A 25,243-nucleotide genomic window follows, 5' to 3' on the forward strand; every position below is an offset into this window, starting at 1 on the left:
TCGACGCGGGCTCGCGGCGTCTAACGCCCATGGCTCAGGTGACGGCCTCGCTCGGCGCCGGGGCGGCCACGTCGTGGTGGTCGATCACCAGGTACTCCAGTTCCTCGCAGAAGGCGTCCAGGGCCTCGCTGGTATGCCCCGGCCGGCGGTGCAGCTCGATCTCCACCTGCCCCAGGGGCGGCAGGCCTTCCGCTTCGCCGACGATGCGACACCCCTCGGGCACGCTGCGCGGGGTCTTCACCGTCATCGCCAGGCCCGCCTGGACCGGCAGGTTGATGCCGGTGGGCGACTGGCTGGAATAGTGGACCTCCCAGCGCCGCTCCTCGCGGCCCAGGGCCGAGAGGGCATGGGCGCGGAAGATGCATCCCTCCGGGTTGAGCGCCAGAGGCAGGGTCGCCCAGCCGGCCGGCGAGATGCCCTCGGCCACCACCCAGACCATCGGCTCCCAGCCGAGCAGCTGGCCCGACTGGGTCGGCAGGTGGCGGATCGACAGCACCACGTCCAGCAGCCCCTCCTGGAAGCGCTTCACCAGGCTGGCGCTCATGTCGCAGTGGATCTCCAGGCGCGTGTCGGGGAAGCGCTCGGCATAGCGGGGCAGCAGGGCGGGCAGGTAGGCGGCGGCCTGCTCCTCGGAGGTGGCGAAGCGGATCAGCTCGCCGCGTTGTGTCTCGCCCAGGGCCTCCCGGGCCTCGTCCTCGAGCTTGAGCATGTGACGGGCATAGGGCAGCAGTCGCTCCCCCGGGGCGGTCAGCAACACGCTGCGGCTGGTGCGCTCCAGCAGCGCCTGGCCCATCTGGTCCTCGAGACGCTTGATCTGCAGGCTCACCGCCGACTGGGTGCGGTGCAGCACCTTGCCGGCGGCGCTGAAGCCCTGGCACTCGGCCACGGTGACGAAGGTGCGAAGTAGCGCGGTATCCATGATCAATGAGCTCTTGAAATTAGTTGTATCTCAATCATTCATTTTTATTATGAATGAGGCGTCACTATGCTGTCCAACATGTACTCGAAACCGGAGCCATCAATGTCTGTGGACACCTCGGTCAACGCCAGCAACGCTTCCCTGCAAGGCCTCATCGACCTGGCCCGCTATCCCGTCGATGACCTGGACGGCGAGGCCGGCCGCGCCCTGATCGAGCAGTGCCGTCACCAGCTCGACGAGGACGGCTGCGTGGTGCTCAAGAATTTCGTCCCGCAGGACGCCCTGGCCCGGCTCGAGCGCGAGACCGAGCGCCTCTCGCCGGAGGCGCACTACAACCAGACCGAGACCAACCCCTACAACAGTGCCGGTGATCCCGAGAAACCGGCCCACCATCCGGTGAACCGCTTCGACGACCGCACCAACGGCTTCGTCGCCGGCGACCGCATCGATGGCGATACCATCATCCGCCAGGTCTACGAGCATCCCGGTTTCCAGCGCTTCATCGGCGCCGTGGTGGGCATGGAGCAGATCCACCAGTACGCGGACCCGCTGGCCGACCTGGTGGTCAACGTGCTGCGCGAGGGCTGCCAGCATCCGTGGCACTACGACACCAACGAGTTCATCGTCACCATGATGACCCGCCAGTCCCACGCTGGCGGCCGCTTCGAGTACGCCCCGGGCATCCGCAGCCCCGAGGGCGAGAACTTCGACGCGGTCGAGAAGGTGATCGACGGCGACCGCACGCGGCTCAAGAGCCTCGACCTGTCGCCCGGCGACCTGCAGGTGTTCTTCGGCCGCTACTCGTTGCACCGGGTCACCCCGGTGGAGGGCGACAAGGAGCGCCACACCGTGATCTTCGCCTACGCCAAGGAGCCGGGCTTCATCGGCCGCCCCGAGCGCGCCCAGCGCATCTTCGGGCGCATGGCGCCGATCCACGAAAGGCTGCTCAAGGACGGCATGAACCGCAGCGACAGCCTGGCCGACTGAGCCCCCGCCCTGAACCAACGCCTGGACCGCCACTTCCAGCGGCCAGGCCCCTGACGACACCCGCAAAGGCCTGACATGAGCATCGTCGAATCCGAGAAGCTGACCGATAACGAGCCCGATCAGATCCCCGTCGTCCCTTCGGCCCCCATGGCCAATGGCGACAGCATCCCCACCGCTTTCGACCCCAAGCAGCTGCGCGCCGGGCGCCTTGAGCGCCTGCGCGCCATGATGGCCGAGCAGGGCTATGCCGCCCTGGTGCTGTTTGACCCCAACAACCAGCGCTACGCCACCGGCTCGCGCAACATGTTCGGCTATTTCCTGCGCAACTCCTCGCGCTACATCTATGTGCCGCTGGACGGGCCGGTCATCCTCTTCGAGTACCCGGGCAGCGCCCACGTCTCCACCTGGCTGGAGACCATCGACGCCTCGCGCACCTCCAAGGTGGTCTGGTCGGCGGTGAACCAGCGCGACAACCTCTCCTCGGATCCCTTCGGCGTGGAGATCGCCGAACTGGTGGAGGAGCACGGCCGCGGCAACAGGAAGGTCGGCATGGACCGCTGTACACTGAACCTGGCCCGTTCGCTGGAGGCCCAGGGCCTCGATGTGTACGACTGCATGCAGGACACTCTGTACTGCCGGCGCATCAAGACTCCCGAGGAGATCGCCTGCCTGGCCCAGTCCATGGCCGCGAGCGAGGCCTCGGTGGCCGAGGTGGAGGCGGCCATCAAGCCCGGCGTCACCGAGAACGAGCTGTTCGCCATCATGTACGGCGAGGTGATCCGCGGCGGCGGCGAGTTCATCGAGACCCGCCTGCTCAACTCCGGGCCGCGCACCAACCCCTGGTTCCACGAGGCCAGCGACCGCAAGATCCGCCCCGGCGAACTGGTGGCGCTGGACACCGACACCATCGGCTGTCACGGCTACTACTCCGACTTCTCGCGCACCTTTCACGTCGGGCCGGGCCGGCCCAGCGCCTACCAGCGCGAGCTCTATCGCATGGCCTATGACCAGGTGCACCACAACATGGGCATCCTCAAACCCGGCATGAGCTATCGCGAGATCGCCGAGCAGGCCTGGAAGATCCCCGAGCGCTTCCTCGACCGGCGCTATCCCTCGATCATCCACGGGGTGGGCATGCACGGCGAGACGCCGCTGGTGGCGCACCACATGGATTTTGACCGCTTCTCCAAGGACGGCGTCCTCGAGCCCGGCATGGTGGTCTCGGTGGAGAGTTACATCGGCGAGGTCGGTGCCGCCGACGGCGTCAAGCTCGAGGAGGAGGTGCTGATTACCGACACCGGTATCGAGAAACTCAGCCGCTACCCCTTCGACGAGGCATTGCTCGGCCGTGAATTCTGAACCACAAGGACACGAGATGCAGACCCTGAAGACCGGCCCCGGCACTGAGAAGGGCCTCGACATGGGCGACCTGGCCAACGCCGCGCACCGCGACAAGGTTGCCGGTTATACCGAACAGGGCGAGGCTCCACGGCGCGTTGCCGATGCCATCGAGGTTGGCATGGTGGGCACCAACGTGCCGGCGCCCACGGTCTGATGACGTTGAAGTGGGCCGCGTGAATGCACTCGAAGGCGATAGATGCCTTGACAACTATCGCTGCCGGCTCAAAGCCGAAGCGGGCAACCCAGCAAACGAAGTCACATTGATGGACGGTGTTGAAGTGCGACCAAAGATTGCTTTGTTGTTCTGATCAATTCGATCGTGCTCGTTATTTGATCAACCGAGTCGGCACCCAGCGCAGAAAAGCCACCATCCCAAGCAGCTCCACCAGCGATTGCAGCACGATCACCACGACCGCTGCGCTCCAGGCTTCCGGCAAGGACAGTGCCAGTGGCAGCATGACGAAGGAGTTGCGTGTGCCCAGACTGAAGGTTAGCGTACGCCCCGTGGCAGCAGGGAGCCGGAACACCTGGCTGAGCAGTTTGCCGATGGCCGCGGCGACCACCAGGTAGAGCAAAAAGACCATCACGACCCGCCACAGCAAGGTGCCGTTTTCGATCACTAGGCTGACCTGGGAGCCGGCGATCAGGAATACCGCCAGTGCCAGCAGGGGGATGGGGAGCCAGCCCACCTCATCGATGATTCCCTTGATGGCGACGTGTCGCTCGGCCAACCGTTCGGTCAGCCAGGCCAGCACCAGAGGAGTGACGATCAGCCCAAGGAAGGCGGGCAGCAGGTGGCCCCCGGTAGTCAGTTCGATGGCCAGATCCCCCATGAACCACCACACATACACCGGCAGCATCAACAGCTGAACCAGCAGCAGCAAGGGGGCCGCTGCTATCGCCCGCGCGCTGTCTCCTCTACCCATATGGGCAAAACTGATAAACCAATCCGTGCAGGGGACCAGCAGCACCAGGAGTACGCCGAGCCGAATGGCGGGCTCCTCCGGCAACAGCAGTAGCAGGGCGCCGACGGCCAGCGGCATCAGCAGGAAGTTGCCTACCAGTAGCGCGGTCATGAAACGCCGGTCACGAAAGGCATGGCTCAGATGAAGCAGTGGCACCTGGGTGAAGGTGGTATAGAGCAGCACGCCCAGCAGTGGCCAGAGGAATGTCTCCCAGCCTTGAGTGATATCTGGCGAGTCCCACCCGATCGCCATGCCGATCAGAATGGCGATGAGATAGATCCAGACCTGATGCTGCTCCAGTGTGGCGCGCATGGTGTAAGCGATGGCCTCGTCGAGGGCGGAACTGCTACTGCGGCAAAAGGCCCATCAGCCTAGGTATCACCGGCAAGCCTTTCAAGGTCGGCAACCATGGCTTCCATGGGGTCGCTGTCGCGGATCAACAAGCGGGCCTCTCCCTGGTCATTGAAGGCGAAGACGGCGCTGGAGTGCGACACATCGTAGTTGCCGTTGCTGTCTTCTTCGCCGTACCCGTAGGTAACCCGATAGCGACGTGTCAACTCTTCGAGGGCCTCTTTATCACCCGTGAGACCGATGAACCGAGGACCGAAGGCATCGGTGTAGGTGCGGAGCGTCTCGGGGTCATCGCGGCGGGGATCCACCGAAACGAAAAGTACCTGGATGTCATCGCGGGCCGCCTCATCCATGCGTTGAGTGGCGGCGTCGAGGCGCGCGAGGGTGGTAGGGCAGACATCGGGACAGTGGGTAAAGCCGAAGAACAGCAGAGTGCTCTTGCCGAGGAATCGTTCGGCGTTCACGGTATTGCCATTCTCGTCGACAAGCTCGAACGCCAGGGGTGGCATCAGCCCGGAGATATCCTTGGTCTGCCATGCTTGTTCGCCGCATCCCACCAGCCATAGCGATGCGAATGCTGTCATGATCCATCGGCGCATCCTGCTACTCCTACTGTATTGTCGGTGATACGGCGCGAAACGTGATGCTCTGTTGCTGCCCGTTGGCGAAGAAAAGGGTTACCTCGATGTCGTCACCGATGGCGAGGGAGCGGGTACGCTTCATGAGCATGAGATGATACCCGCCCGGGGCGAACTCGATCTGCTCACCCGCCGCCAGTTCTATCTGGGCGACGGGCTGCATGCGGGTGACGCCATCCTGATTGACGGTGCGATGCATCATGACGTTGCCGAAGGCGGGGCTATCCGCCCCTGTCAGGGTGATATTCGTCTCACTGGGGTTCACAAGGATAAAGTAGCCCGCCGCGGGAAGATCTCCCGGCAACAGTCGCAGGCGAGCCTCGTTGACCTTCAATTCTGCAGCGGATAGCGTGCCGGACGTCCCGATCAGCAGCAGAAAGATCCCGCACCAGGGGCGCGCCATGCGCGGTAGCCTAGCGAGTGGGGTGAGTGACATAAGCGGCATCCTCATTACGGGCGTCACGGTTAAGCAAGCCGAGAATGATCAGAACCCCGATGGCACTCATCATCGTGGCCGGAATCCAGGTCAGTAGACCGCCGAGGCGCTGATCATCCAGGGGATCAAACGGCCAGGCACGGCCGCAAACCTCATAGACATCGAAAATCACCTCCTTGCCGAAGGCGATATAGGCGCCCAGGAGAATCTGCGGCGGGATCACCGCCAGCATAATGGCGATTCGCTTGCCATAGCCCAGACCGCCCTGTTGCGGCGAGCGGCGATCCAGGATCAGCCACCAGAACAGCAGGCCATCCAGCGCCATGCTCCAGTTCATCACCTGATAGAGATCAGCACTGAGCATGGCGTCGAAGTGAATCTCGGGAATCAGCCAGAAATAGATTAGCCCGACGAACAGCACGGGGGCGATCAGCGGATACTGAAGGGTCCGATAGACGGGGCGCAGCAGGCGCGTAGCCAGGCTCCGCCCGGGGAATTGCCTGATTCGCGTCGGTAGGCCATCGGCCAGTACCGGCAGGGGTGCGGCCAAGGCGATCAGGAAGGGGCCGGCGTGATGCAGTACCAGGTGCTGGGCCCGATGGGTAAAGAACATGTACTGGGCGAGGTAGTCGTAATGCGTCTGGGTGACGCCATAGATCGCCACGACCCCCAGCAGGTAGAGTAGGATTCGGCCCACGCCAGTGGCCTCGCCTCGCCGTTGGCGCTGCCGCAGGCCTCGCAGGTAGATCACGATGGCCAGCAGGCAGGTCGCAAACCAGGTCAGTGAGAACTCCCACGGCAGCAGGTAGCGCAGAGCGACGTCGAGCTCGATAGCCCTTCCCTCCCCAGAATTGGCACGCCAATAATGACCTTAGGGGCCAAACGTAGCGTGCGGCAAGGTGGGCCTGTAAACGCAGGCGTCACCGGTGTTCGCGCTTCTTTGCCAGTAGCCTCGCTCTCTCATGCCGCTGCGGTACCGTGCTGCTGGCTCGTCGGGGCGGTGCCGGGGGAAAAGCGATAGCCCAGCAGCCGCATGGCATTCAGGGTCACCAGCACGGTGGCACCGGTATCCGCCATCACGGCAATCCACATGCCGGTGATCCCCAGCGCCGTGGTGACCAGGAAGATGGCCTTGAAACCCAGGGCCAGCACCACGTTGGTCTTGACGTTGCGTAGGGTGGCGCGGGACAGATCGATCAGTTCGGCAATCCCGGTGACGCGGTTCTTGAGCAGTGCCGCATCCGCGGTTTCCAGTGCCACATCCGTGCCGCCGCCCATGGCGATACCCACCTCTGCCACGGCCAGTGCCGGCGCATCGTTGATGCCGTCGCCCACCTTGCCGACCGGGCCCCGGCCGGCGGCTTGCCAGTCGCGAACGCGCTGGGCCTTGTCCTCGGGCATCAGTTCGCCGTACGCCTCGATGCCCAGGCTGTCACCGATGGCCGCGGCGGTCCGGGCGTTGTCGCCGCTGAGCATTACCGCTTGCACGCCCAGGCGCGACAGCGCCGCCAGGCCATCGCGGGTATCTTCACGCGTTTCATCGCGCACGGCGATCAGGCCCAGCGGACGCTCGCCTTCGAAACGCTCACTTTCAACCAGGACGGCCAGGCTCTTGCCGGCTTCTTCGAGCTCGGCGATTCGGGCGCTGAACGCGTCATCGAGCGTGACCTGGTCTGCAAGGTGGCGAGGAGTGATCAAGCTCAGCTTACGCCCCTCGACCTGGCCGGCGATCCCACGCCCGGCCAGGGCCCGGCTGTCGCTCACCCTGGCCAGTGTCAGGCCAAGCTGCTCGGCCTGCGTCAGGATGGCCATGGCAATGGGATGACTGGAGTCACGCTCCAGCGTGGCCGCCAGCCTCAAGATCTCGTTTTCGCCCTGACCGGTGGCCCAATCTTCCACGTCGGTGACGGTTGGGGAGCCTTCCGTGAGCGTGCCGGTCTTGTCCAGGGCGATCAGGCGCAGCTTGCCTAGCTGTTCAAGCACCGCGCCGCCCTTGATCAGCAGGCCCCGACGGGCACCCGCCGAGAGACCTGCGGCGATCGCTGCGGGGGTCGAGATCACCAGCGCGCAGGGGCAAGCGATCAACAGCAGGGCCAGGGCGCGGTAGATGGATTCCGACCAGGCCATGCTCCAGACCAGCGGCGGCACCACCGCCATCAGCAGGGCGAGCCCGACCACCGCAGGCATGTAGTAGCGAGCGAAGCGGTCGATGAAGCGCGCCACCGGTGCCTTGGCGGCCTGGGCTTCCTCGACCAGGCGGATGACCCGGGCGATGGTGTTGTCCTCGGCGCCGCGTGTTACCTCTACCTCCAGGGCGGCATCGAGGTTCACCGTGCCGGCAACGATGTCATCGCCAGGCGCACGCGAGCGGGGCATGGATTCACCGTTCACCGGTGACTCATCCAGGTCGGATTCACCGGCCAGGATGCGACCATCGCAGGGAACGCGGTCGCCGGGGCGCACCAGCACTCGCTGCCCGGGCTTGAGAGAGGCAGCCGAGACCTCGCGGGTACCTCCCTCTTCCATCAGCCTCGCCGTTGACGGGGTCAGATCCGCCAGGGCCGAGATGCTGCGTCGCGCCCGTGAGGCGGCCACGCCCTCCAGTAGTTCACCCACGGCGAACAGCAAGACCACCACCGCCGCCTCGGCGGCGGCATCGATGGCCAGTGCGCCCAGGGCGGCGATGCTCATCAGCATCTCGATGGTGAAGGGGTTGCGCATCTTCAGCGCGCCCCAGGCGCCCTGTGCGATGGGCACCAGGCCGACCAGGGTGGCCGCCACGAAGGGCCAGTTGCCCAGGGTTGGCCAGACCCAGCGGAGGACCAAGGCCAGAGCCAGCAGGCCGCCTGTGACGAGCACCAGGCGTCCCTTGGCGGTTCGCCACCAAGGCGCTGGAGACGCATCTGCGTCATCCGTCTCATCATTGTCGGCAAGCTGGTAGCCGAGCTCGTTAAGGGTCCGCTCGATCGTCTCGTGAGAGGGCGCCGTGTGCTGTTGGGGATGGATCCTCACTGAACCGGTGACCGAGCTGGCCGACACCGCCTCGATGCCCTCCAGACGGCCCAGGGCGGCTTCGACCTTGCGCTCGCAGCCGCCACAGTCCATGCCCTCGATACGGAACCGATAGGGCTCACCAGCGGGAAGGTTTCGCGATTGATCGACCATGGAAATTCTCCAGGCATTCGTTCAGGGTCATGCCTCACAGGGTATTCCCTACAGCGACTAGAGGTTCAAGCCGTGATTGGAGACGCGCTCCGCCGCACGCTCTCGAGCCTGACGATCGAGGGAATGGCAAATGAATCGCCCTGCATCGGCTAAGCCTGGGGAGGTGGAGCGGGGAGTTGCCGGATAGCGAAGGTACGGTCTGCATCAGGAGATGGAATAAAGGCGGAGCGCTTCGATGGTCCTGTCTTGAAGCCTCATATCGGCACCAGAAAGGCCGTGGTGTACATGATCACCACCCCCAAGGCAAAACCGGCCGACGATATGCCTGAGACAAGGGAGTTCCCACTAGTCCCACTCATACGTCGCAAATAGTCTCCAACTTCCACCAAAACCTGCAGGATGGCACCAACACCAAGGCCGAGGAAGAGTGCCGACCAGTGAGGGGCAAATGCATAGGCACCCATCCAGATGCCCAACACCGCGGGCAAGCCGGCAACAGCGACCAGGCCCCCCCATACTCTGGCGGGTACGGGTTCGTGGGTCACAGGGGCGGCGATGGCAATCCCTTCTGTTAGATTATGCAGCGTAAAGCCTATCACCAGGAAGGTGCCGAGTGCCCCAGCACCGGCGGCGAAGGCCCCGCCGATGGCAAGGCCCTCACCAAGGTTGTGTAGACCGATACCCAGGGCAATATACCATGCGAGGATCCTGCCATTCGGCGGTCGACCGTGGCGCCGACCGATCGCCATCAGCATGAAGAAGGCCACCAAGGCCGCCAGCCAGACGGTAACTTGCCCCTGGAACAGAGAGGCCGCTTGTGCCCCCAACTCGAGCCCCGCGTCGAGGGTATCCACCAACAGGAAGGTGAGTAGTCCCAGCGTCAACGCCAGGACGAATTGAAATGCGTTCCGCCCGGCTCGTTGTAATGCAGGACGGAAGCACAGCCCCAACGCCACGGGAAATACCCCGACGAAGAGACCGAGCAGCCCGTATCCCGATAGTTGGCTGGCATTCAGCCGCGGTGTCGCCTCAGCCACCTCGATGGTGTGTCCAAACGTCATGCCGGTGTTGGTGACAAAGGTGATTTCGTGCAGCTCGTCTTCCACCCAAGAATAGGCAAGACGAACCCACGTCACCTCGCCTCGGGACAAGGCACCAGGAGGATCCAGGCTGAATCGCCAGTAAGCCCCGTCAACCATTACCTGTCCTATCCGCATGGACTCGGATCCCACCGCGCGTATTTTCAAGGCAATGCCGTCACCATCGAGCACCGTACGTTCCACCGTGAGCTCTTCCAATGGCGGTGGTGACACGCCAAGCAATGCGAGCGGATTCGCCAGTTGAAACAGTGCGATGGCCGCACCGAGTATCACCAGCGGAAGCAGCAGCGAGGACCACCGACGCAGATCCATCAGACCACCTCGAAATGGCTCATCCAACCGAGTTCCACGAATTCGCTCTGGTGAGCATGGAACATATACAGGCCCGGTTCATGATCGGAGAAGGAAAATTCCAGAATCCCGCGCTGCGCCTGACACTGCATTACCGTATCCACGGTGCGCAGGGTCGGCGTCAGCGTCGTCCCATGGTCATAATAATCGAAGAAATTCGCGTGCAGGTGCAGCGAGTTCACCGGATCGAATTCGGTGACGTTGATCAGATAGATCCGTACCGGTCGGTCACGCTGGATGCGGATTGGTCGATTGACATAGGCATGGGCAACGGTGTTGACCGCATAGACTTCGTTTTCCTCATCGAAGTTGGTGTCGAAGCCATTCATGACCATTACCAGCTCCTGCCAGCGCATATTTTCCGCACTGCCGAGCAGGCGTGATGAGGCTGCCACTCTGTGCTCAGCATGAAGCTCTGGAGCCGGATCGACGATGAAGGCGCCATACAAGCCCTTGTGTATATGACGTTTCAGCGGTACAGAATGACAATGATACAGATGGCAACCGAAGGGCTTGGCATCGAATTCATAGGTGAAGGACTCACCGGGCGCTACCTCTCCGGCTCCCGGGACGCCATCCATCCGCGCCGAGTGGATGCCATGAAAATGCAGGGTATGCGGGTGGCTGCCATAGTTGATGAAGCGGATACGAACGCGGTCTCCCTCGGTAACCCGCAGGGTCGGTCCAGGTACCCGACCGTTGTAGGTCCAAGCGGGGAAAAAGATCCCGGGTGCAATCTCGATCTCCTTGTCCACGGCAATGATCAGGAACTCCCGCAAGCGCCGTCCATCAGCCAAGCGGCTTGTCTTGCCTGTCGCCCAACTGGAAAGGATGTCACTCGGATCGAAGCCGTTTCGCACATGGTCTACCTCGCCCACCGTGACCATGCCTCCGGTACGACCCTCATGGGCGCCGGGATGATAAGCGCTTGTTCTCCCTGGACGCTCGGTCTCGGCGACAGCGGGTCGCAATGTTGTCACGCTAAGCGTCGAGGCCAGGCTCCAACCCCATGTCTTGAGGAAATCACGACGATTGAGGCGCGGTATCTTCATGGAAGTGTTTCCTGATTGCTTCCTTATCTGATCACACTATAGGATAGCCTATGAGAATAAGTATCAATGTTCTTAGCATCCGCTGTTAACGCCACTGAAAGCTGGCGGTGATTCGCCAGCTGGCCGCCGCAGTCCTGGCCGAATCCAGGGGGCACCTGCCTTGACGGACGCTTCCCCAGCGTGGCGACATCGGGTGATAACCCGGGATAGGAGAGAAGCCCGATGTGTGAGTTGCCACCGCTGAAGGTCTACTACGACGGCATCTGTCCCGGCTGCCGGCGGGATCGCGCCCGGTACGAGCGCTGGGCAGGGGAGGCCGGTCGTCAGGTGACGTGGTGCGACGTGACCGAGTACCAGGCGACGCTGCGCGAGAAGGGCGTCGACCCCCAGGCGGCGCTGCTCTCGCTGCATGTGGAGGAGGAGGGCGGGCGCATCGAAGAGGGTATCGACGCCTATGTGCTGCTGATGCGCCGGGTGCCACGCCTCAAGCCGCTGGCCTGGCTGATCGGCCTGCCGGGGCTCAAGCCGGCGCTGCGCTGGTGCTATGACCGCTGGGTGCGAAAGCGCCTGGCGCGAGAGGGGCGCCTGCCCTGAGCCGGTGCATGCAGCACGGGGTAGCATGCTCCTCGCCGGGTCTCGCTCAGCGCTCCTGCCGGGCCGACCAGTGACGCTGCATTTCGAGGAAGGTCAGCGAGGCCGACCAGGTGATCAGCATGAAGCCGGTCAGTGCCTCGGTGCCGGTGACGAAGCGGATAGGCCCTGTGGCAACGAGATCCCCATAGCCCAGGGTGGTGTAGGTGATCGCCGAGAAGTAGACGTAGTCCAGGAAGTCCATCGTCTCGCGGCCCACGACCTCTCCTGCCAGGGGGTGGGCGCTGAGCAGGGCCATGGCGGTGGCGAAGATCCATATCTCGACCACATGGGTGCAGAGCAATCCGACATTGAGCTTGAAGAAACGCCGGCGCAGGCTGCCGTGAGACTGCTCCAGGCGCCGCCAAAGTCGCAGCGATACCTCGTAGTGCAGCAGGATGCAGATCAAGACGGCGATCAGGGTGATGGCCACGGCCCAGAGGTGGCCGGCATCCAGGGCAGCATCGAGCACGGGCGGTGGTCCTTCTGTCGAGATGTGACAAGCCTAGCGCGATCCCGGGGCCGCCGTCACGGCTCGAGCCGCGCCCGAATGACGCCTCGGCGGGGCGCTGCTAGGATGGGCTATTCGTCACTCGTGTGACGCGCGGTCGGCAGGCCAACACCCGCCGCAAGGAAGGCTGTCATGAAGACGACCCATGCCACCCGGGCGGAAGCCCTGGACGATACCCTCTCGCCGCTCTCGCTCAAGCGGGTCGGCATCGACACCTACCGCGAGAGCGTGGCCTACCTGCACCGCGAGTGTGACCTCTATCGTGCCGAGGGCTTTCAGGCGCTCTCCAAGGTGGAGATCCGCGCCAACGGCCAGCGCATCCTGGCGAGCCTCAACGTGGTGGACGATGCCGCCATCGTCGACTGCCAGCAGCTCGGCCTCTCCGAGGACGCCTTCGATGCCCTGGGCGTGGAAGAGGGCCATCCGGTCAGCGTCTCCCAGGCGGAGCCCCCGGCGTCGATTCCCGCCCTGCACCGCAAACTCGCCGGCGAACGGCTCTCCCGGGACGACTTCCGGCACATCATCCGCGACATCGCCGAGCTGCGCTATTCCAAGATCGAGCTGACGGCCTTCGTGGTTGGCTGTGACCGCGGCGAGCTCGACCGCGAGGAGGTCTTCTACCTGAGCGATGCCATGAGCCGAGTGGGGCGCCGCCTCAACTGGCACGAGCATCCGGTGGTCGACAAGCACTGCATCGGCGGTATCCCGGGCAATCGTACGTCCCTGCTGGTAGTGCCCATCGTCGCCGCCCACGGACTGCTGTGCCCCAAGACGTCCTCGCGGGCCATCACCTCACCCTCGGGCACCGCCGACACCATGGAGGTGCTGGCCAACGTCGATCTGCCCTTCGATGTGCTGGGCGATATCGTGCGCACCCACCGCGGCTGCCTGGCCTGGGGCGGCACCAGCGAGCTCTCGCCCGCCGACGACGTGCTGATCTCGGTGGAGCGCCCGCTTTCCATTGATTCGCCGGGCCAGATGGTCGCCTCCATTCTCTCCAAGAAGGTAGCTGCCGGTTCCAGCCACCTGCTGCTCGATATCCCCGTGGGCCCCAACGCCAAGGTGCGCTCCATGCCCGAGGCGCGGCAATTGCGCCGGCTCTTCGAGTTCGTGGCCGGGTGCATGGGCCTGACCCTGGACGTGGTGATCACCGACGGCAGCCAGCCGGTGGGGCGCGGCATCGGTCCCGTGCTGGAGGCCCGCGATGCGATGCGAGTGCTCACCAACCACCGCGAGGCGCCCATGGACCTGCGCCTGAAGGCGCTGCGCCTGGCCGGGCGAATGCTGGAATTCGACCCGGACGTGCGTGGTGGCGCCGGTTTCGGCATCGCCCGGGACATCCTCGACGACGGCCGGGCTGCCGAGAAGATGCAGGCGATCATCGCGGCTCAGGGCGCCAAGCCCTTCGACCCGGACAACCCGCCGCTGGCCCCCCACAGCTTTGAAGTGCTGGCCGCGACGGACGGCGTGGTTACCGGCATCGACAACCTCAAGCTGGCGCGTATCGCCCGCCTGGCGGGTGCCCCCAAGGCGGCCGGCGCCGGGGTCGACCTGCTGATGCGCATCGGCGACCCGGTGGCCACGGGCCAGCCGCTCTATCGTGTCCATGCCGCCTATCGCAATGAGCTGACCTTCGCGCACCAGTCCACCGAGCGGGAGTCCGGCATCGCCATCGGCCGCGCCGAGGAGATCACCCGGCTCAACGTCGAGTTCTGAACAGGGAGGCCCGATGACCCGCGCACTGCTGCATTTCCCGGACGAAATGGCCCCCGCACGGCGCCTCGCCGAGGCGGCGGGCCTGCCCCCCCACGCCGTCGAGCGCCACCGCTTTCCCGACGAGGAGCTCAAGCTCCGACTTCCCTTCGCCGAGACGGGCGCCTTTCCCGAGACCCTGGTGCTCTATCGCAGCCTCGATCGGCCCAACGACAAGCTCGTCGAACTGCTGCTGCTGGCACGACACGCCCGACAGCAGGGCGTGACCCGCCTTGTGCTGGTGGCGCCCTATCTCGCCTACATGCGCCAGGACATCGCCTTCCACCCCGGCGAGATCGTCAGCCAGACCATCGTCGGTGGTTTCCTCGCCGAGCTGTTCGACGCCGTGATCACCGTGGACCCGCACCTGCACCGCATCGCGAGCCTCGACCAGGCGATTCCCCTTAAACACGCCATCGCGCTCTCCGGCGCCCCGCGCCTGGCCGAGCTGATCGCCGAGAAGCGTCACGACCCCCTGCTGCTGGGCCCGGACGAGGAGGCCCTGCAGTGGGTTCAGCAGGCCGCCGAGGTCACCGGCTTCGATGTTGGCACCTGTCGCAAGACCCGCAACGGCGACCGGAACGTACGGGTCGAGCTGCCGGACATCGAGGTCGCCGGCCGCCAGGTGGTGCTGATGGACGACGTGGCGAGCTCCGGCCACACCGTCGCCCGTGCCGCCGAGGCGCTGCTCGATGCCGGGGCCGCCTCGGTGGACGTGGCGATCACCCACGCGCTGTTCGCCGGCGATGCCCTGGCGGTGATCCAGGCCGCCGGCGTCGGTGAGGTATGGAGCACCGACTGCATCGCCCACGACAGCAACGCCATCGCCATGGCGCCGGTGCTCGCGGAGGCGCTGGCAGGGCTTTCAGAACGAGAAGGATGGGCAAGACAGGCCAGCCGCAGGCCCGGTAAGCGGTAGCCTACCGGGCGGGCCGCGCCGGATGCGCCTTCGGCGTATCCGGCCTACTCGCATGCCAGGTGTTTGCCAGGAGCGCTTATTTCTCTTTCTCCTGTTTCTCTTTCTCCTGGGCTTCCGGCTTGTCGCCGCCGCGGTGGGCGAGCGCCCCGGCCTGGTCCAGTCGCGGGTGGTTGTCGCGGAACTCGCGGTGCGGATCCGGCAGGGCGTCCAGCGCCTGCACGGTATGGGTGATGGCGTGGATCGCGGCCAGCACGTCCTTGGTGTAGCCGGTCTCGGAGATGGTGTGCATGTTGCGGATCGGGAAGCCGATCGAGGTGGCGACGCAGTCCACAGCGGCGAGCACCCCGGCCATGCCGTCGGTGCCGGTGTCGGGCCCCACGATGTCGCGCTGCATGGGAATGCCCCGCTCCCGGGCGGTGGTCTCGACGATCCGGTTGAGCTGTTCGCTGGCGATGGCGCCCACCGACAGGGTGAATCCCTTGCCCATCTCCAGCGGCTGCATGCGCCGATCTCCGATGCCGGGGGCGGCCACGTAGTCGTGGTTCACGTCCACGGCGATGATGGCGTCGGGGCGCAGTTCACCGGCCAGCACCCGACTGCCGAAGCGGCCGATCTCCTCGTAGCTGGCGATCGCGAACAGCACGCGCACCTGCTCGGTGCCGCCCGCCTCGGCGATCAGCCGCGCCACCTCGGCAGTGACGAAGCAGCCCAGGCCGTTGTCCAGGTAGGCGCCGTAGAAGGTGTCCGGGCTGAAGCCGGGGCGGATGGGCCGGTCGAGGAGGATCGAATCCCCGGGCCGCACGCCAAGGTTCTCCACCTGCTGCTTCTTGTTCTCGCCGTGGATCTGCAGGTCGAGGTAGATCTGCTCCTTCTTGATGCCCTTCTCGCCGGAGCGCTGCGCCGGGTCGGAGAAATGAATGGCGCCCAGCGCCTCCACGGTGCCGCCCTCGATGCGTCGGTAGCTACCGGGCGCCTCGGGGTCCTCGCTGAACAGCGTGACCTCGTGGCCGATCAGCACCGTGGGCAGGAAGGAGTCGGTGTTGATCCAGATCTTGCCGTCCTCGCCGATGGAGCGGACCTGCATGCGGATCTTGTCAGCATGGCCGATGATCATCACCTTGAAGAGATCGTCGCGGCCCGGGTGGGTGTCCAGCACCACGCCTGCGTGGCCCATGAACTGCTGCAGCTGCCAGCCGGCGGGGGCAAAGCTCTCGAAGTGGGGCTTGAGGACGCCGTAGGTCATGGCGGCCTCGAGCCCCACCGGGCTGGGCGCGGAGAGGATGCGCCGCATCAGGTCGAACTGCGGCTCGGGCATGGGGCTGTTCCAGGGCTTTGGCGTATCGCTCATGGCGTTCTCTCGCTCGTTCAGGAAGTGGGGGAAAATAGGGTAAGCGCATCAGCACTGGCGACGCATCCAGTAGCGCCGGCCCATCGGGCCCAGGTGCGCGTTGATCACCGGGGGCTCGTGGGCGTGGTCCTCGTGGTGATCATGCAGGGGCGGTTGCGGTGGCTCGTCGACACTCATCAGCCGGCGAATGCGCTCCTCCGTCGGCGGGTGGGTACGCAGCCAGTCGAACCCCGTGGGCGGATGACGGCCGAACAGCGTGGCCAGCCAGCGGCCCACGACGCCGAACCCGCCGGCCAGCAGGTAGCCGGGCACGGACAGAATCGGGGCCAGGCCCGCCATGATCAGCAGGGGCTGCAGGCCGTTCTTCATGCGGCTTCGCCAGAGTCGTTGTGTCCCGATCGGCATGGCGCCCTTCGTCACTCCCAAATCTCGGCAATGACCTCGCCGGTCTCCTCGCTCAGCCCCGTCTCCTGGAAGCCGAGGCTGGCGTAGAAGTCCCGGGCGACCTGGTTGGTGGCCACATAGCAGATCGCGATGCGCTCGAAGGGGCCCTGTGCCCGGATCTCGTCCAGCACGCACTGCATGGCCCGGTATCCGATGCCTCTGCCCTGGTGGTGTCGGTCGACCATGAGACGGAAAATGTTGTAGGCCGGCGGCTGGTCGTCGTGGTCGAAGGATTCGTACATGAGAAAGCCTACCACCTCCCCATCGCAATAGATGGCGCGAGGCCGGTAGGTCGGATGCAAGCTCGATTCGGCAATGGAATAGAGGTTGTCAGCGACATAGCCACGCTGTGATGCCGCGACCTCCAGCGCAATGACGGCCTCGAAGTTCTCGCGGATGACGTCCTTCAGTGCGATGTCCATCGCCTGCTCCTCCCGTTGGGGGGCATGACCCGTCGCATGGGGTGAGGCGTCGCGGTTGCTCAGCCAGGGCCCGGGGCACCGGGCTCCCCGGGGATCGGGATCGTCTGGTGCACCTCACCCAGCCGCGGGCTGCCGACCCGCACGGTCACCTCGCCCTCGCCCAGTATCACCCAGAGGATCGGGGTAGCGCCACCAGTCGGGCAGCGGGTCCTCCACCCGGCGCGGTAGCATCAGCCCGGGGTAGTCGGGAGACGCGACGAAATCGCCCGCCTCGCCGTGCCGTATTGCGCTGTCAGTATGGTGCATCCTTCGGGAACGGGATGTCGGCTTACCCGTCTCGGGCCGGCTGTGCCAAGCTGAAGCCAGGATGAATCACCCAGCGATGGGAGGCCCCATGAACGATCGGCGGCGCGAGGCGCTGGAGCACGAGCATCGCCCGGAGGTGATCGAGCGACGGCTGCGCGCCCCCTCAAGGCTCCGGCACCTGCCCGATGCCATCCTTGGCGGCATCGATGGCTGCGTGACCACCTTCGCCGTGGTCTCCGGGGCCTTCGGCGCGGGGTTCTCGTCCACGGTCGCGCTGGTGCTGGGGGTCGCCAACCTGCTCGCCGACGGCTTCAGCATGGCGGTCAGCAACTACGAGGCGATTCAGGCCCAGCGCGAACATGTCGACGGGGTGCGTCGCACCGAGAACCACCATATCGACGAGGTGCCGGAGGGCGAGCGCGAGGAGATCCGCCAGATCTTCCAGCGCAAGGGGTTCTCCGGCAAGACCCTGGAGCGGGTGGTGGAGACCATCTGCAGCGACCGCGAGGTGTGGGTGGAGACCATGGTCTCCGAGGAGCACGGCCTGCAGACCGTGGGGCTGAGCCCGCTGCGCTCGGCGCTGGCCACCTTCCTCGCCTTCCTGGTGGTGGGCGCCATGCCGCTGCTGCCCTATGCGATGCCGGGGCTGGATACCACCCGGCAGTTCCTGGCGAGCCTGGCGGTGGCCGGGCTGATGTTCTTCCTGATCGGCATGGGCAAGAGCCTGGTCTACCACCAGCCGGTGCTGACGTCGGGGCTGCGGACCCTGCTGATCGGCGGGGCCGCGGCGGGGCTGGCCTTCCTCACCGGCCACCTGGCGCAGGCGCTGTTCGGCGTGGCCCCGTAGCTCTCCCCTGACCACGTTGGGTTCAGTCGATTTGGTCTGCGGGGTCGCGCTGGCGACGAACCGGCCACCCGAGTCACTCACGAGCCTCGCGAGGGTGAGCGGGACGGGGTGGCCTGGTGGCTGGCATGCTCCGGCCAGGGCGGCGTAGGCTGGGTGGTACCGCCACGCTAGGGAGTCAACGAATGGATCGCTTCATGCAGGCCGCGCTTGAGGAGGCCCGCCATGGCCTCGAGGAGGGCGGCATCCCCATCGGCTCGGTGCTGGTGCACCGCGGAGTGGTCATCGGCCGTGGCCACAATCGTCGCGTGCAGCTGGGCAGCGCGGTGCTGCACGGCGAGATGGATGCCCTGGAGAACGCCGGGCGCCATCCGGCCGAGACCTACCGCGAGAGCATCCTCTACACCACCCTCTCGCCCTGCCCGATGTGCAGTGGCGCCATCCTGCTCTACGGCATCCCCAAGGTGGTGGTCGGCGAGAACCGCACCTTTCTGGGCGAGGAGGCCCTGCTGCGGGAGCGCGGCGTCGAGGTGGAGGTGCTCCAGGATCCCGAGTGCATCGCGCTGATGGAGGGCTTCATCGCCGCCTCGCCCGAACTGTGGCACGAGGACATCGGCGAGTAGCGCCTGCTCGCAAGGGCATGACGAGAATCATGCTGATCTGGGTCAAGTCGGCCGGGCAGGGCTGGACTACCTTTGAGGATGAGGCGGGCCTGCTCGAGGAGTGACAGCTGGTGATTGCCGGTATCCGGCTCCTCGAGTTCCCATGGGCCACGCCATTCCTGATCCGAATTGCTGACCTGCATCACAGGAGTCATCGCCATGGCCAAGAAAGCGTCCAAGGATGTCCCGGTCTCGACCGAGAAAACTTCCCAGCCGTCGGAGTCCCGGGCGATGAGCCCGTTCCGGGAGTTCGATCGGATGCTCGATAGTTTCTTCGACCGCGGCTGGATGCCCTCGCGCTGGGAGCATCCCCTCTGGCAGCGCTTCGCCGCCTTCGAGAAGGGCATGCCGAAGGTCGATGTCATCGACCGCGATGCCGAGGTGGTGGTGCGCGCCGAGGTCCCGGGCTTCGAGCGCGAGGAACTCGACGTCTCGGTGACCGACGGCGCGGTGACCCTCAAGGGCGATCACCGTGAGGAGAGCAAGAAGGAGGAGGGTGAGTACTTCCACTCCGAGATCTCCCGCGGTTCCTTCACCCGGACGGTGGCCCTGCCCAGCGAGATCGATGCCGACAAGGCGGCTGCCAGCTTCAAGAACGGCGTCCTCGAGCTGACGCTGCCCAAGCTCAAGCAGGCCAATCGCCGCAAGATCGAGGTCAAGTAACCATCCGGGATGACCGGCAGGCCCGGGACCCCGGCCTGCCGGCTCCCCTCGCGTGAGGGAACGACATGGATACCATCTGGGTAGTAGTCGCCGATCAGGCACGGGCACGGCTCTTCTCGGCGTCCGACCAGAGAGGGCCGCTGGAGGAGGTGGAGGACCTGGCCAATCCCGAGGGCCGCCTGCATGACCAGGACTTGAATGCCGACAGCCCGGGACGCGCCTTCGATTCCATGGGCGAGGGGCGCCATGCCATGGGCAAGCACCATTCGCCCAAGGAGCAGGAGGCGATCCGCTTCGCCCATGAGGTGGGGGAGCGCCTGGCGGTCGGCCTGCATGACGGCGCCTACCGACACCTGATCATCAGCGCCACGCCGCGCTTCCTGGGGCTGCTGCGCGAGACGCTGCCCGAGGATGTCGCGAAGCGCGTCGTGCTCGAACTGCACAAGGACCTCACGGCACTGAGCCGCGACGAGATCCGGGCCCACCTGCCGGAGCGACTGCCCCGGGCCCCGCTTTCCTCGCAGGGCTAGGGGCCGAGACCCGGGTACGGCACGATGGCCCTGACCGGCGGGTGCTCGAATGGCAAGCCGAGCAATGAAGCCGCTCAACTCATGTCGTGCCTGATGGCCCGTCCGGACCGGCGTCGGGTGGAGTGCTCGATGCATCCGGTTCGGTGACGAAGTCACTGCGATGGAAGGCCGCCGCGGCCTCCACCTCGACAAGACCGCGCAGGCCGGGTTCCCGTGGCTCATCGCCGGCCAGCACCTGGAGTACCGACCTGACGCCGCGTGACAGCGATATCAGGTTGTAGCCGCCTTCCAGCACGAAGACCAGCCTTCCTCCGCACTGCCGGCGTGCCAGGCGCTGCAGGATGCCGGTCATGGCGGAAAAACCGTCATAGGACACGTTCAGCGCCAGGTCATGGCTGTGGGGATCGAACCCTGTCGAGACCAGGATCAGGTCGGGACGGAACCACTCGGCCGCCGGTACCAGGATCTCGCGGAAGGCCTTGAGATAGGCGGCGTCGCCGGCATCGGCAGGCAGCGGCACATTGACGATGGCACCTTCCCCGAGGCCCACCCCGACCTCCTCGAGACTCCCCGTGCCGGGATAGAAGGGAGAGGCACGGTGGATATCGAAGAACAGCACATCCGGGTCGGCCCAGAAGATGTCCTGGGTACCGTTGCCGTGATGGGCATCCCAGTCGACGATCATGACCCGCTGACAGCCCAGCGCCGCCCGGGCATGGGCGGCCGCCACCGCCACGTTGTTGAAGAGGCAGAAGCCGCGGGCCCGCACCGGCTCGGCATGGTGGCCGGGGGGCCTGACCAGCGCGAAGCTGCTCTCGGCGCGCCCCGCTACCACGGCCTCGACGGCGGCGATCGCCGTGCCGGCGGCCACCTCGGCGGCATCGACGCTGCCGGGTGACACGGCCGTGGTATCCACGTCCAGCCAGGCGCTCTTGCCGCGCAGCTGGTAGATGCTGTTCAGGTAGGAGTTGGTGTGGACGCGCCCCAGTTGCTCGCGAGTGGCCGGCATGCCGGTCTCGAAGGTCACCCCGGGGAGCGGTTCGAGTTCCAGCAGGTGCCGGATGGCGGTGAGACGGGCGGGGTGTTCGGGATACTTCCAGGGGACGCCCAGGCCCGACAGCAGGGAGCGGACTCGCTTGTCCATGCGCCCCGGCAGGAAGGGCACCTCGATATCCGGTTCATGGGCCAGCATCCGCTCGTCATAGAAGGCGATCACGCTGTTCTGTTCGGCCACTGCAAGGCTTCCTGTTGTGCGCAACATACGGGCGAGACCTGGCTACAGCATATCAGGGGGATGGCACCGGGGGGGAGAATGGCCCGTCACATCAGCGCGCGGCATCGAGCAGGCGTTCCACCGCCAGCAACAGCTGGCGGCGCGGCTGGGCACCCTCGAGCACGCCGGCGTGCTCGCCATCCAGCGAGAAGCGCAGGCCCGGCACGCCGCCGATGGCGAGCTCCCGGGCGGTCTGCTGCTCGGCCCGTACCTGTTGACGAAAGTCGCCCTGGGCCAGGGCCTGGCCCAGGGCCTGGCCATCCAGCTCGAGCGGCTGCGCCACGCGGACCAGTGCCTCGGGGTCGGCCAGGTCGAGGCTCTCCTCGAAGAAGCCGCGGAACAGCGCCCTGCGCATGGCGCCGTCGGCCCCGGGCCGGACGACCTCCTGCGTCCGGGCCCAGGCACTGGCCTCGTGGGCCAGCCGCGAACGGGGCTGCAGGCGGGGCAGGCGCAGGGTCATGCCGCGCTCCGCGGCCATCGGATAGACCGCCCGTTCCCAGGTGTCGTGCAGGTAGTCGCCGTCGGGGTCGAGGGTCGGCTCGGGCTCGGGGCGCAGCTCGAAGGCGCGCCAGCGGATCGCCACGACGTCGCCGAAGTGCTCTTCCAGGGCGTCGAGCTCCGGGACCTCCAGGTAGCAGAAGGGGCAGACGAAGTCGCTGAAGACGTCGAGGGTGATGCGCGGCCGGGTCATCGGGCCTCCTGGGGCGTTGCGGCAGGGTACGACAGGGTAACAGCCGGTCGCCCACAGGCAACCCCGGCAGGAGGGGCGGGAAGGGCGGTCTCAGGCACTGCAGGCGGCGGGTTCGGCGCGAATGTGCAGGTGCACGGCGCAGGCGACCCGCAGCATGGAGGTGAGGTTGGGCACCGCACCCTTGGTCGCCATCACCTCGCCGTAGAGCTCGCTGATGAACTGCCCGGTGGAGAGCTGCTGGTCGTGGGCAAGGTGGTCGAGGATCTCCCAGAACTCGTTCTCGAGCCGCACGCTGGTCACGCTGCCCTGCAGGCGCAGCGAGCGGGTGGTGCATTCGTAGCGGTGGGGGTCGGTGGAGGCATAGACGTGGCACATGGTTTTCACTCCGCAGGAAACAAGGTGCCGGATCCGTCCCGGCTCGTTCGACCTTGCCTGCTGTGGCCACCCATGAGCATTAGACCATCGTCGATGTAGTAACCCGCTGTTACCCGGCCGACACCGCTTGCGCCTACTCTCAAGTTAGGTGGTCGGTACCTGGGCCACCCTACAACAAGAGGCAAGGCGCGGCTCACCTTCTGGGGGCGCTGCGCCATCCACCCCGGAGAGGTCAGCGATGAGTTCACCCAATATTTCCCGCCGCGTCTTTCTCAAGGCGAGTGGCGGCGTTCTGGCCGGCACCCTGGCCTTCGCCAGCGGCCCCATCGCGCTGCTGGCGCCCTCGCGCAGCTGGGCGATGCCGCTCGACAACCTGACGTCCCGCCAGGGCGAGGTCCTGCTGGCCGTCACGCGGCAGATCTTTCCCCATCCCGATCTCGAGGACGCCGTCTACGCCTATGTCGTAAAGAGCCTGGATCGCAAGACCCAGGCAGCGGATAACCTGGACCAGAGGAGCGTCCTGGGTCATACCCTTGACGAAGGCATCGCTGAGCTGGATGCCGCCGCCGGTGGTGACTTTCTGGCGCTGGACAATGCCGGGCGGCTCGAGCACCTCGCTCCCATGGCCGGCACGCCCTTCTTCGAGGCCATCCGTGGCGATGCGGTGGTCTCGCTCTACGACAATCCCCTGGCCTTCGCCCACTTCGGCTATGAGGGCGCGGAGGGCGACGGCGGCTACCTGACCAAAGGCTTCAATGACCTCACCTGGCTGCCTGACCCGCCCCAGCCCGAGGGCGGCTACCTGCCCTTCGAGGAACCCACGGCCTGACGGGGCCGCCGAGCGATCGACGACCAGAACAACAACGCATGTGGAGACGCCAAGATGGCAATGACCGACAACCAGAAGACCTTCGCCCACGACGACGACAGCGTCGTGTTGGTGATCGGATCGGGTGCCGGGGGCGGGACCCTGGCCAACGAGTTGGCCCAGCAGGGCATCGACGTGGTGGTGCTGGAGGCCGGTGCCCTGCACACGACCGGTGACTTCCTGGCCGACGAGTGGGCCTCCTTCGCCCAGCTCGCCTGGCTCGATCCCCGCACCACCTCGGGCAGCTTCCGCCTGGCCAGGGACTTTCCCAACCTGCCGGCCTGGATCGTCAAGTCGGTGGGTGGCACCACCGTGCACTGGGCGGGGGCGAGCCTGCGCATTCAGCCCCATGAGTTCGCGGCACTGACGAATTACGGAAATATCGAGGGTGCCAACCTGCTCGACTGGCCGCTCACCTACGACGACCTGGCCCCCTACTACGACCGCGCCGAACGGCGCATGGGGGTGACCCGGACCAACGGCAACAAGGGGTTGCCCGGCAACAACAACTTCAAGGTGATGTATAACGGCGCCAAGAACCTCGGCTATTCGTGCAACACCGGCCATATGGCCATCAACAGCGCACCGCGCGACGGACGTGCCGCCTGCCAGCAGCGCGGCTTCTGCTTCCAGGGCTGCACGACCGGCGCCAAGTGGTCGACGCTCTATACCGAGCTGCCGGAGGGGATTGCCACCGGCCACCTGGAACTTCGGCCCGAGTCTCACGTGGCGCGCATCGAGCACGATGACACTGGCAAGGTCACGGCGGTGGTCTACTTCGATGCCGCAGGCAAGGAGCAGCGTCAGAAGGCGCGGCTCGTGGCGGTGGCCGGCAACTCCATCGAGACGCCGCGCCTGCTGCTCAATTCGGCCAGCACGATGTTCCCGGAGGGGCTCGCCAACTCCTCGGGCCAGGTGGGACGCAACTACATGCGTCACATGACCGGCTCGGTCTACGCCACCTTCGAGGAGCCCGTGCACATGTATCGCGGCACCACCATGGCCGGCATCATCTCCGACGAGGCCCACCATGACCCCGCTCGAGGCTTCGTCGGTGGCTATGAGATGGAGACCCTGTCGCTGGGCCTTCCCTTCATGGCGGCCTTCCTCGACCCTGGTGCCTGGGGGCCACGCTTCACCGGCGCGCTCGACCAGTACGAGAACATGGCCGGCATGTGGTTGGTGGGCGAGGACCTGCCCCAGGAGAGCAACCGGATTACGCTCAACACCGAGGTGACTGACCGCTACGGCCTGCCGGTGGCCAACGTTCACTACGACGACCATCCCAATGACATCGCCATGCGCGAGTACGGCTACCGTCAGGGCGCCGAGCTCTACCGCTCGGTGGGCGCCAGGGACATCTACGAGGTGCCGCCGTATCCCTCGACCCATAACCTCGGCTCCTGCCGGATGAGCGAGCGACCCGAGGACGGCGTCTGCAATGGTTACGGCCAGGCCCACGAGATTCCCAACCTGTTCATCTCGGATGGCAGCCAGTTCACGACCTCTGCGTCGGAGAACCCCACCCTGACCATTGTCTCGCTGGCCATCCGCCAGGCCGAGCACATCGGCCAGCGGATACGGCAGGGCGAGGTCTGACGCGCGCCCGTGACGCGCCTGGCAGCATCAGGCGCGTCTCT

27 protein-coding genes are annotated in these 25,243 nt (G+C 65.7%); 12 read left to right on the forward strand and 15 right to left on the reverse strand.

The genetic code is table 11. From position 1 onward, the window contains the following. Positions 1–34: 34 nt before the first annotated feature. Positions 35–919 carry a LysR family transcriptional regulator gene (locus tag OP498_RS02040; protein ID WP_280546447.1) on the reverse strand — a complete coding sequence of 295 codons (885 nt, stop codon included), beginning with the start codon at positions 917–919 and terminating at the stop codon, positions 35–37. 102 nt (positions 920–1,021) lie between these two features. Between OP498_RS02040 and OP498_RS02045 the strand changes: the two genes are divergently transcribed. From OP498_RS02045 to OP498_RS02055, 3 genes are all read left to right on the forward strand, one after another. Then, positions 1,022–1,906 (forward strand): hypothetical protein, encoded by an 885-nt coding sequence (locus OP498_RS02045; protein WP_280546450.1) that lies wholly within the window; start codon positions 1,022–1,024, stop codon positions 1,904–1,906. A gap of 75 nt (positions 1,907–1,981) precedes the next feature. Beyond that, on the forward strand, positions 1,982–3,265 hold the full coding sequence (locus tag OP498_RS02050) for a Xaa-Pro peptidase family protein (protein ID WP_280546451.1): 1,284 nt from the start codon (positions 1,982–1,984) through the stop codon (positions 3,263–3,265). A 16-nt stretch (positions 3,266–3,281) separates the two neighbouring features. Then, positions 3,282–3,461 carry a hypothetical protein gene (locus tag OP498_RS02055; protein ID WP_280546452.1) on the forward strand — a complete coding sequence of 60 codons (180 nt, stop codon included), beginning with the start codon at positions 3,282–3,284 and terminating at the stop codon, positions 3,459–3,461. Positions 3,462–3,633: 172 nt separating this feature from the next. On the opposite strand, the gene OP498_RS02060 is transcribed toward OP498_RS02055, so the two are convergent. The 7 genes from OP498_RS02060 to OP498_RS02090 all read right to left on the reverse strand — a co-directional run bounded on the left by OP498_RS02060 (position 3,634) and on the right by OP498_RS02090 (position 11,365). After that, positions 3,634–4,584: an arsenic resistance protein gene (locus OP498_RS02060; protein ID WP_280546455.1), complete on the reverse strand. Its 951-nt coding sequence runs from the start codon at positions 4,582–4,584 to the stop codon at positions 3,634–3,636. A 59-nt stretch (positions 4,585–4,643) separates the two neighbouring features. After that, positions 4,644–5,222, reverse strand: a complete 579-nt coding sequence (locus OP498_RS02065; RefSeq protein WP_280546457.1) for an SCO family protein — start codon at positions 5,220–5,222, stop codon at positions 4,644–4,646. A gap of 10 nt (positions 5,223–5,232) precedes the next feature. Continuing rightward, the gene (locus OP498_RS02070) at positions 5,233–5,664 is read right to left on the reverse strand and encodes a copper chaperone PCu(A)C (RefSeq protein ID WP_280546460.1); all 432 of its coding nucleotides are present in this window, start codon (positions 5,662–5,664) and stop codon (positions 5,233–5,235) included. Between the two features lie 10 nt (positions 5,665–5,674). Next, positions 5,675–6,529: a cytochrome c oxidase assembly protein gene (locus tag OP498_RS02075; protein WP_280546762.1), complete on the reverse strand. Its 855-nt coding sequence runs from the start codon at positions 6,527–6,529 to the stop codon at positions 5,675–5,677. Positions 6,530–6,657: 128 nt separating this feature from the next. After that, the gene (locus OP498_RS02080; RefSeq protein ID WP_280551902.1) at positions 6,658–8,862 is read right to left on the reverse strand and encodes a heavy metal translocating P-type ATPase; all 2,205 of its coding nucleotides are present in this window, start codon (positions 8,860–8,862) and stop codon (positions 6,658–6,660) included. A gap of 254 nt (positions 8,863–9,116) precedes the next feature. Then, the gene (locus OP498_RS02085; protein ID WP_280551904.1) at positions 9,117–10,274 is read right to left on the reverse strand and encodes a hypothetical protein; all 1,158 of its coding nucleotides are present in this window, start codon (positions 10,272–10,274) and stop codon (positions 9,117–9,119) included. Continuing rightward, positions 10,274–11,365: a multicopper oxidase domain-containing protein gene (locus OP498_RS02090; protein ID WP_280546466.1), complete on the reverse strand. Its 1,092-nt coding sequence runs from the start codon at positions 11,363–11,365 to the stop codon at positions 10,274–10,276. The genes OP498_RS02085 and OP498_RS02090 overlap by 1 nt, the downstream gene beginning before the upstream one ends. Before the next feature lie 222 nt (positions 11,366–11,587). Between OP498_RS02090 and OP498_RS02095 the strand changes: the two genes are divergently transcribed. Then, complete coding sequence (locus OP498_RS02095; RefSeq protein WP_280546469.1) at positions 11,588–11,959, forward strand: DCC1-like thiol-disulfide oxidoreductase family protein; 372 nt, start codon at positions 11,588–11,590, stop codon at positions 11,957–11,959. 46 nt (positions 11,960–12,005) lie between these two features. Here OP498_RS02095 and OP498_RS02100 read toward each other — a convergent pair whose 3' ends face one another. Beyond that, positions 12,006–12,467 carry a potassium channel family protein gene (locus tag OP498_RS02100; RefSeq protein ID WP_280546472.1) on the reverse strand — a complete coding sequence of 154 codons (462 nt, stop codon included), beginning with the start codon at positions 12,465–12,467 and terminating at the stop codon, positions 12,006–12,008. Between the two features lie 171 nt (positions 12,468–12,638). Here OP498_RS02100 and OP498_RS02105 point away from each other — a divergent pair, with 171 nt between their 5' ends. Next, positions 12,639–14,222: a thymidine phosphorylase family protein gene (locus OP498_RS02105; RefSeq protein ID WP_280546474.1), complete on the forward strand. Its 1,584-nt coding sequence runs from the start codon at positions 12,639–12,641 to the stop codon at positions 14,220–14,222. Positions 14,223–14,235: 13 nt separating this feature from the next. After that, positions 14,236–15,177, forward strand: coding sequence for a ribose-phosphate diphosphokinase (locus tag OP498_RS02110; RefSeq protein WP_280551907.1), 942 nt, complete (start codon positions 14,236–14,238; stop codon positions 15,175–15,177). Between the two features lie 76 nt (positions 15,178–15,253). On the opposite strand, the gene OP498_RS02115 is transcribed toward OP498_RS02110, so the two are convergent. From OP498_RS02115 to OP498_RS02125, 3 genes are read right to left on the reverse strand one after another with little or no spacing between them, the layout of a single operon-like run. After that, positions 15,254–16,525, reverse strand: coding sequence for a M20/M25/M40 family metallo-hydrolase (locus OP498_RS02115; RefSeq protein WP_280551909.1), 1,272 nt, complete (start codon positions 16,523–16,525; stop codon positions 15,254–15,256). 48 nt (positions 16,526–16,573) lie between these two features. Then, positions 16,574–16,930, reverse strand: coding sequence for a hypothetical protein (locus OP498_RS02120; protein WP_280551911.1), 357 nt, complete (start codon positions 16,928–16,930; stop codon positions 16,574–16,576). An 11-nt stretch (positions 16,931–16,941) separates the two neighbouring features. Continuing rightward, the gene (locus tag OP498_RS02125; RefSeq protein ID WP_280551913.1) at positions 16,942–17,391 is read right to left on the reverse strand and encodes a GNAT family N-acetyltransferase; all 450 of its coding nucleotides are present in this window, start codon (positions 17,389–17,391) and stop codon (positions 16,942–16,944) included. Between the two features lie 394 nt (positions 17,392–17,785). Between OP498_RS02125 and OP498_RS02130 the strand changes: the two genes are divergently transcribed. The 4 genes from OP498_RS02130 (at position 17,786) to OP498_RS02145 (ending at position 20,396) form a co-directional block, all read left to right on the forward strand. Beyond that, positions 17,786–18,544: a VIT1/CCC1 transporter family protein gene (locus OP498_RS02130; RefSeq protein ID WP_280551915.1), complete on the forward strand. Its 759-nt coding sequence runs from the start codon at positions 17,786–17,788 to the stop codon at positions 18,542–18,544. Between the two features lie 182 nt (positions 18,545–18,726). Beyond that, positions 18,727–19,164: a nucleoside deaminase gene (locus OP498_RS02135; protein ID WP_280546481.1), complete on the forward strand. Its 438-nt coding sequence runs from the start codon at positions 18,727–18,729 to the stop codon at positions 19,162–19,164. 198 nt (positions 19,165–19,362) lie between these two features. Further along, positions 19,363–19,866 carry an Hsp20/alpha crystallin family protein gene (locus OP498_RS02140; RefSeq protein WP_280546483.1) on the forward strand — a complete coding sequence of 168 codons (504 nt, stop codon included), beginning with the start codon at positions 19,363–19,365 and terminating at the stop codon, positions 19,864–19,866. A 65-nt stretch (positions 19,867–19,931) separates the two neighbouring features. Next, on the forward strand, positions 19,932–20,396 hold the full coding sequence (locus OP498_RS02145; protein WP_280551918.1) for a host attachment protein: 465 nt from the start codon (positions 19,932–19,934) through the stop codon (positions 20,394–20,396). Positions 20,397–20,475: 79 nt separating this feature from the next. Here the strand turns inward: OP498_RS02145 and OP498_RS02150 are convergent, their stop codons facing one another. From OP498_RS02150 to OP498_RS02160, 3 genes are all read right to left on the reverse strand, one after another. Further along, positions 20,476–21,630, reverse strand: a complete 1,155-nt coding sequence (locus tag OP498_RS02150) for a histone deacetylase (protein WP_280551922.1) — start codon at positions 21,628–21,630, stop codon at positions 20,476–20,478. A gap of 91 nt (positions 21,631–21,721) precedes the next feature. Continuing rightward, entirely contained in the window at positions 21,722–22,360 is a 639-nt protein-coding gene (locus OP498_RS02155; RefSeq protein WP_280551929.1) for a DsbA family protein, read from the reverse strand. Between the two features lie 90 nt (positions 22,361–22,450). Next, positions 22,451–22,735, reverse strand: a complete 285-nt coding sequence (locus OP498_RS02160; RefSeq protein ID WP_280546489.1) for a ribbon-helix-helix domain-containing protein — start codon at positions 22,733–22,735, stop codon at positions 22,451–22,453. A 238-nt stretch (positions 22,736–22,973) separates the two neighbouring features. Here OP498_RS02160 and OP498_RS02165 point away from each other — a divergent pair, with 238 nt between their 5' ends. Together OP498_RS02165 and OP498_RS02170 are read left to right on the forward strand one after the other, a co-directional pair. Then, positions 22,974–23,564 (forward strand): twin-arginine translocation signal domain-containing protein, encoded by a 591-nt coding sequence (locus OP498_RS02165; RefSeq protein WP_280551931.1) that lies wholly within the window; start codon positions 22,974–22,976, stop codon positions 23,562–23,564. A 54-nt stretch (positions 23,565–23,618) separates the two neighbouring features. After that, positions 23,619–25,202 carry a GMC family oxidoreductase gene (locus tag OP498_RS02170; RefSeq protein ID WP_280551933.1) on the forward strand — a complete coding sequence of 528 codons (1,584 nt, stop codon included), beginning with the start codon at positions 23,619–23,621 and terminating at the stop codon, positions 25,200–25,202. The last annotated feature ends 41 nt before the right edge of the window (positions 25,203–25,243 follow it).

This window comes from Halomonas sp. 25-S5, from assembly GCF_029889845.1.
GTDB lineage: Bacteria > Pseudomonadota > Gammaproteobacteria > Pseudomonadales > Halomonadaceae > Halomonas.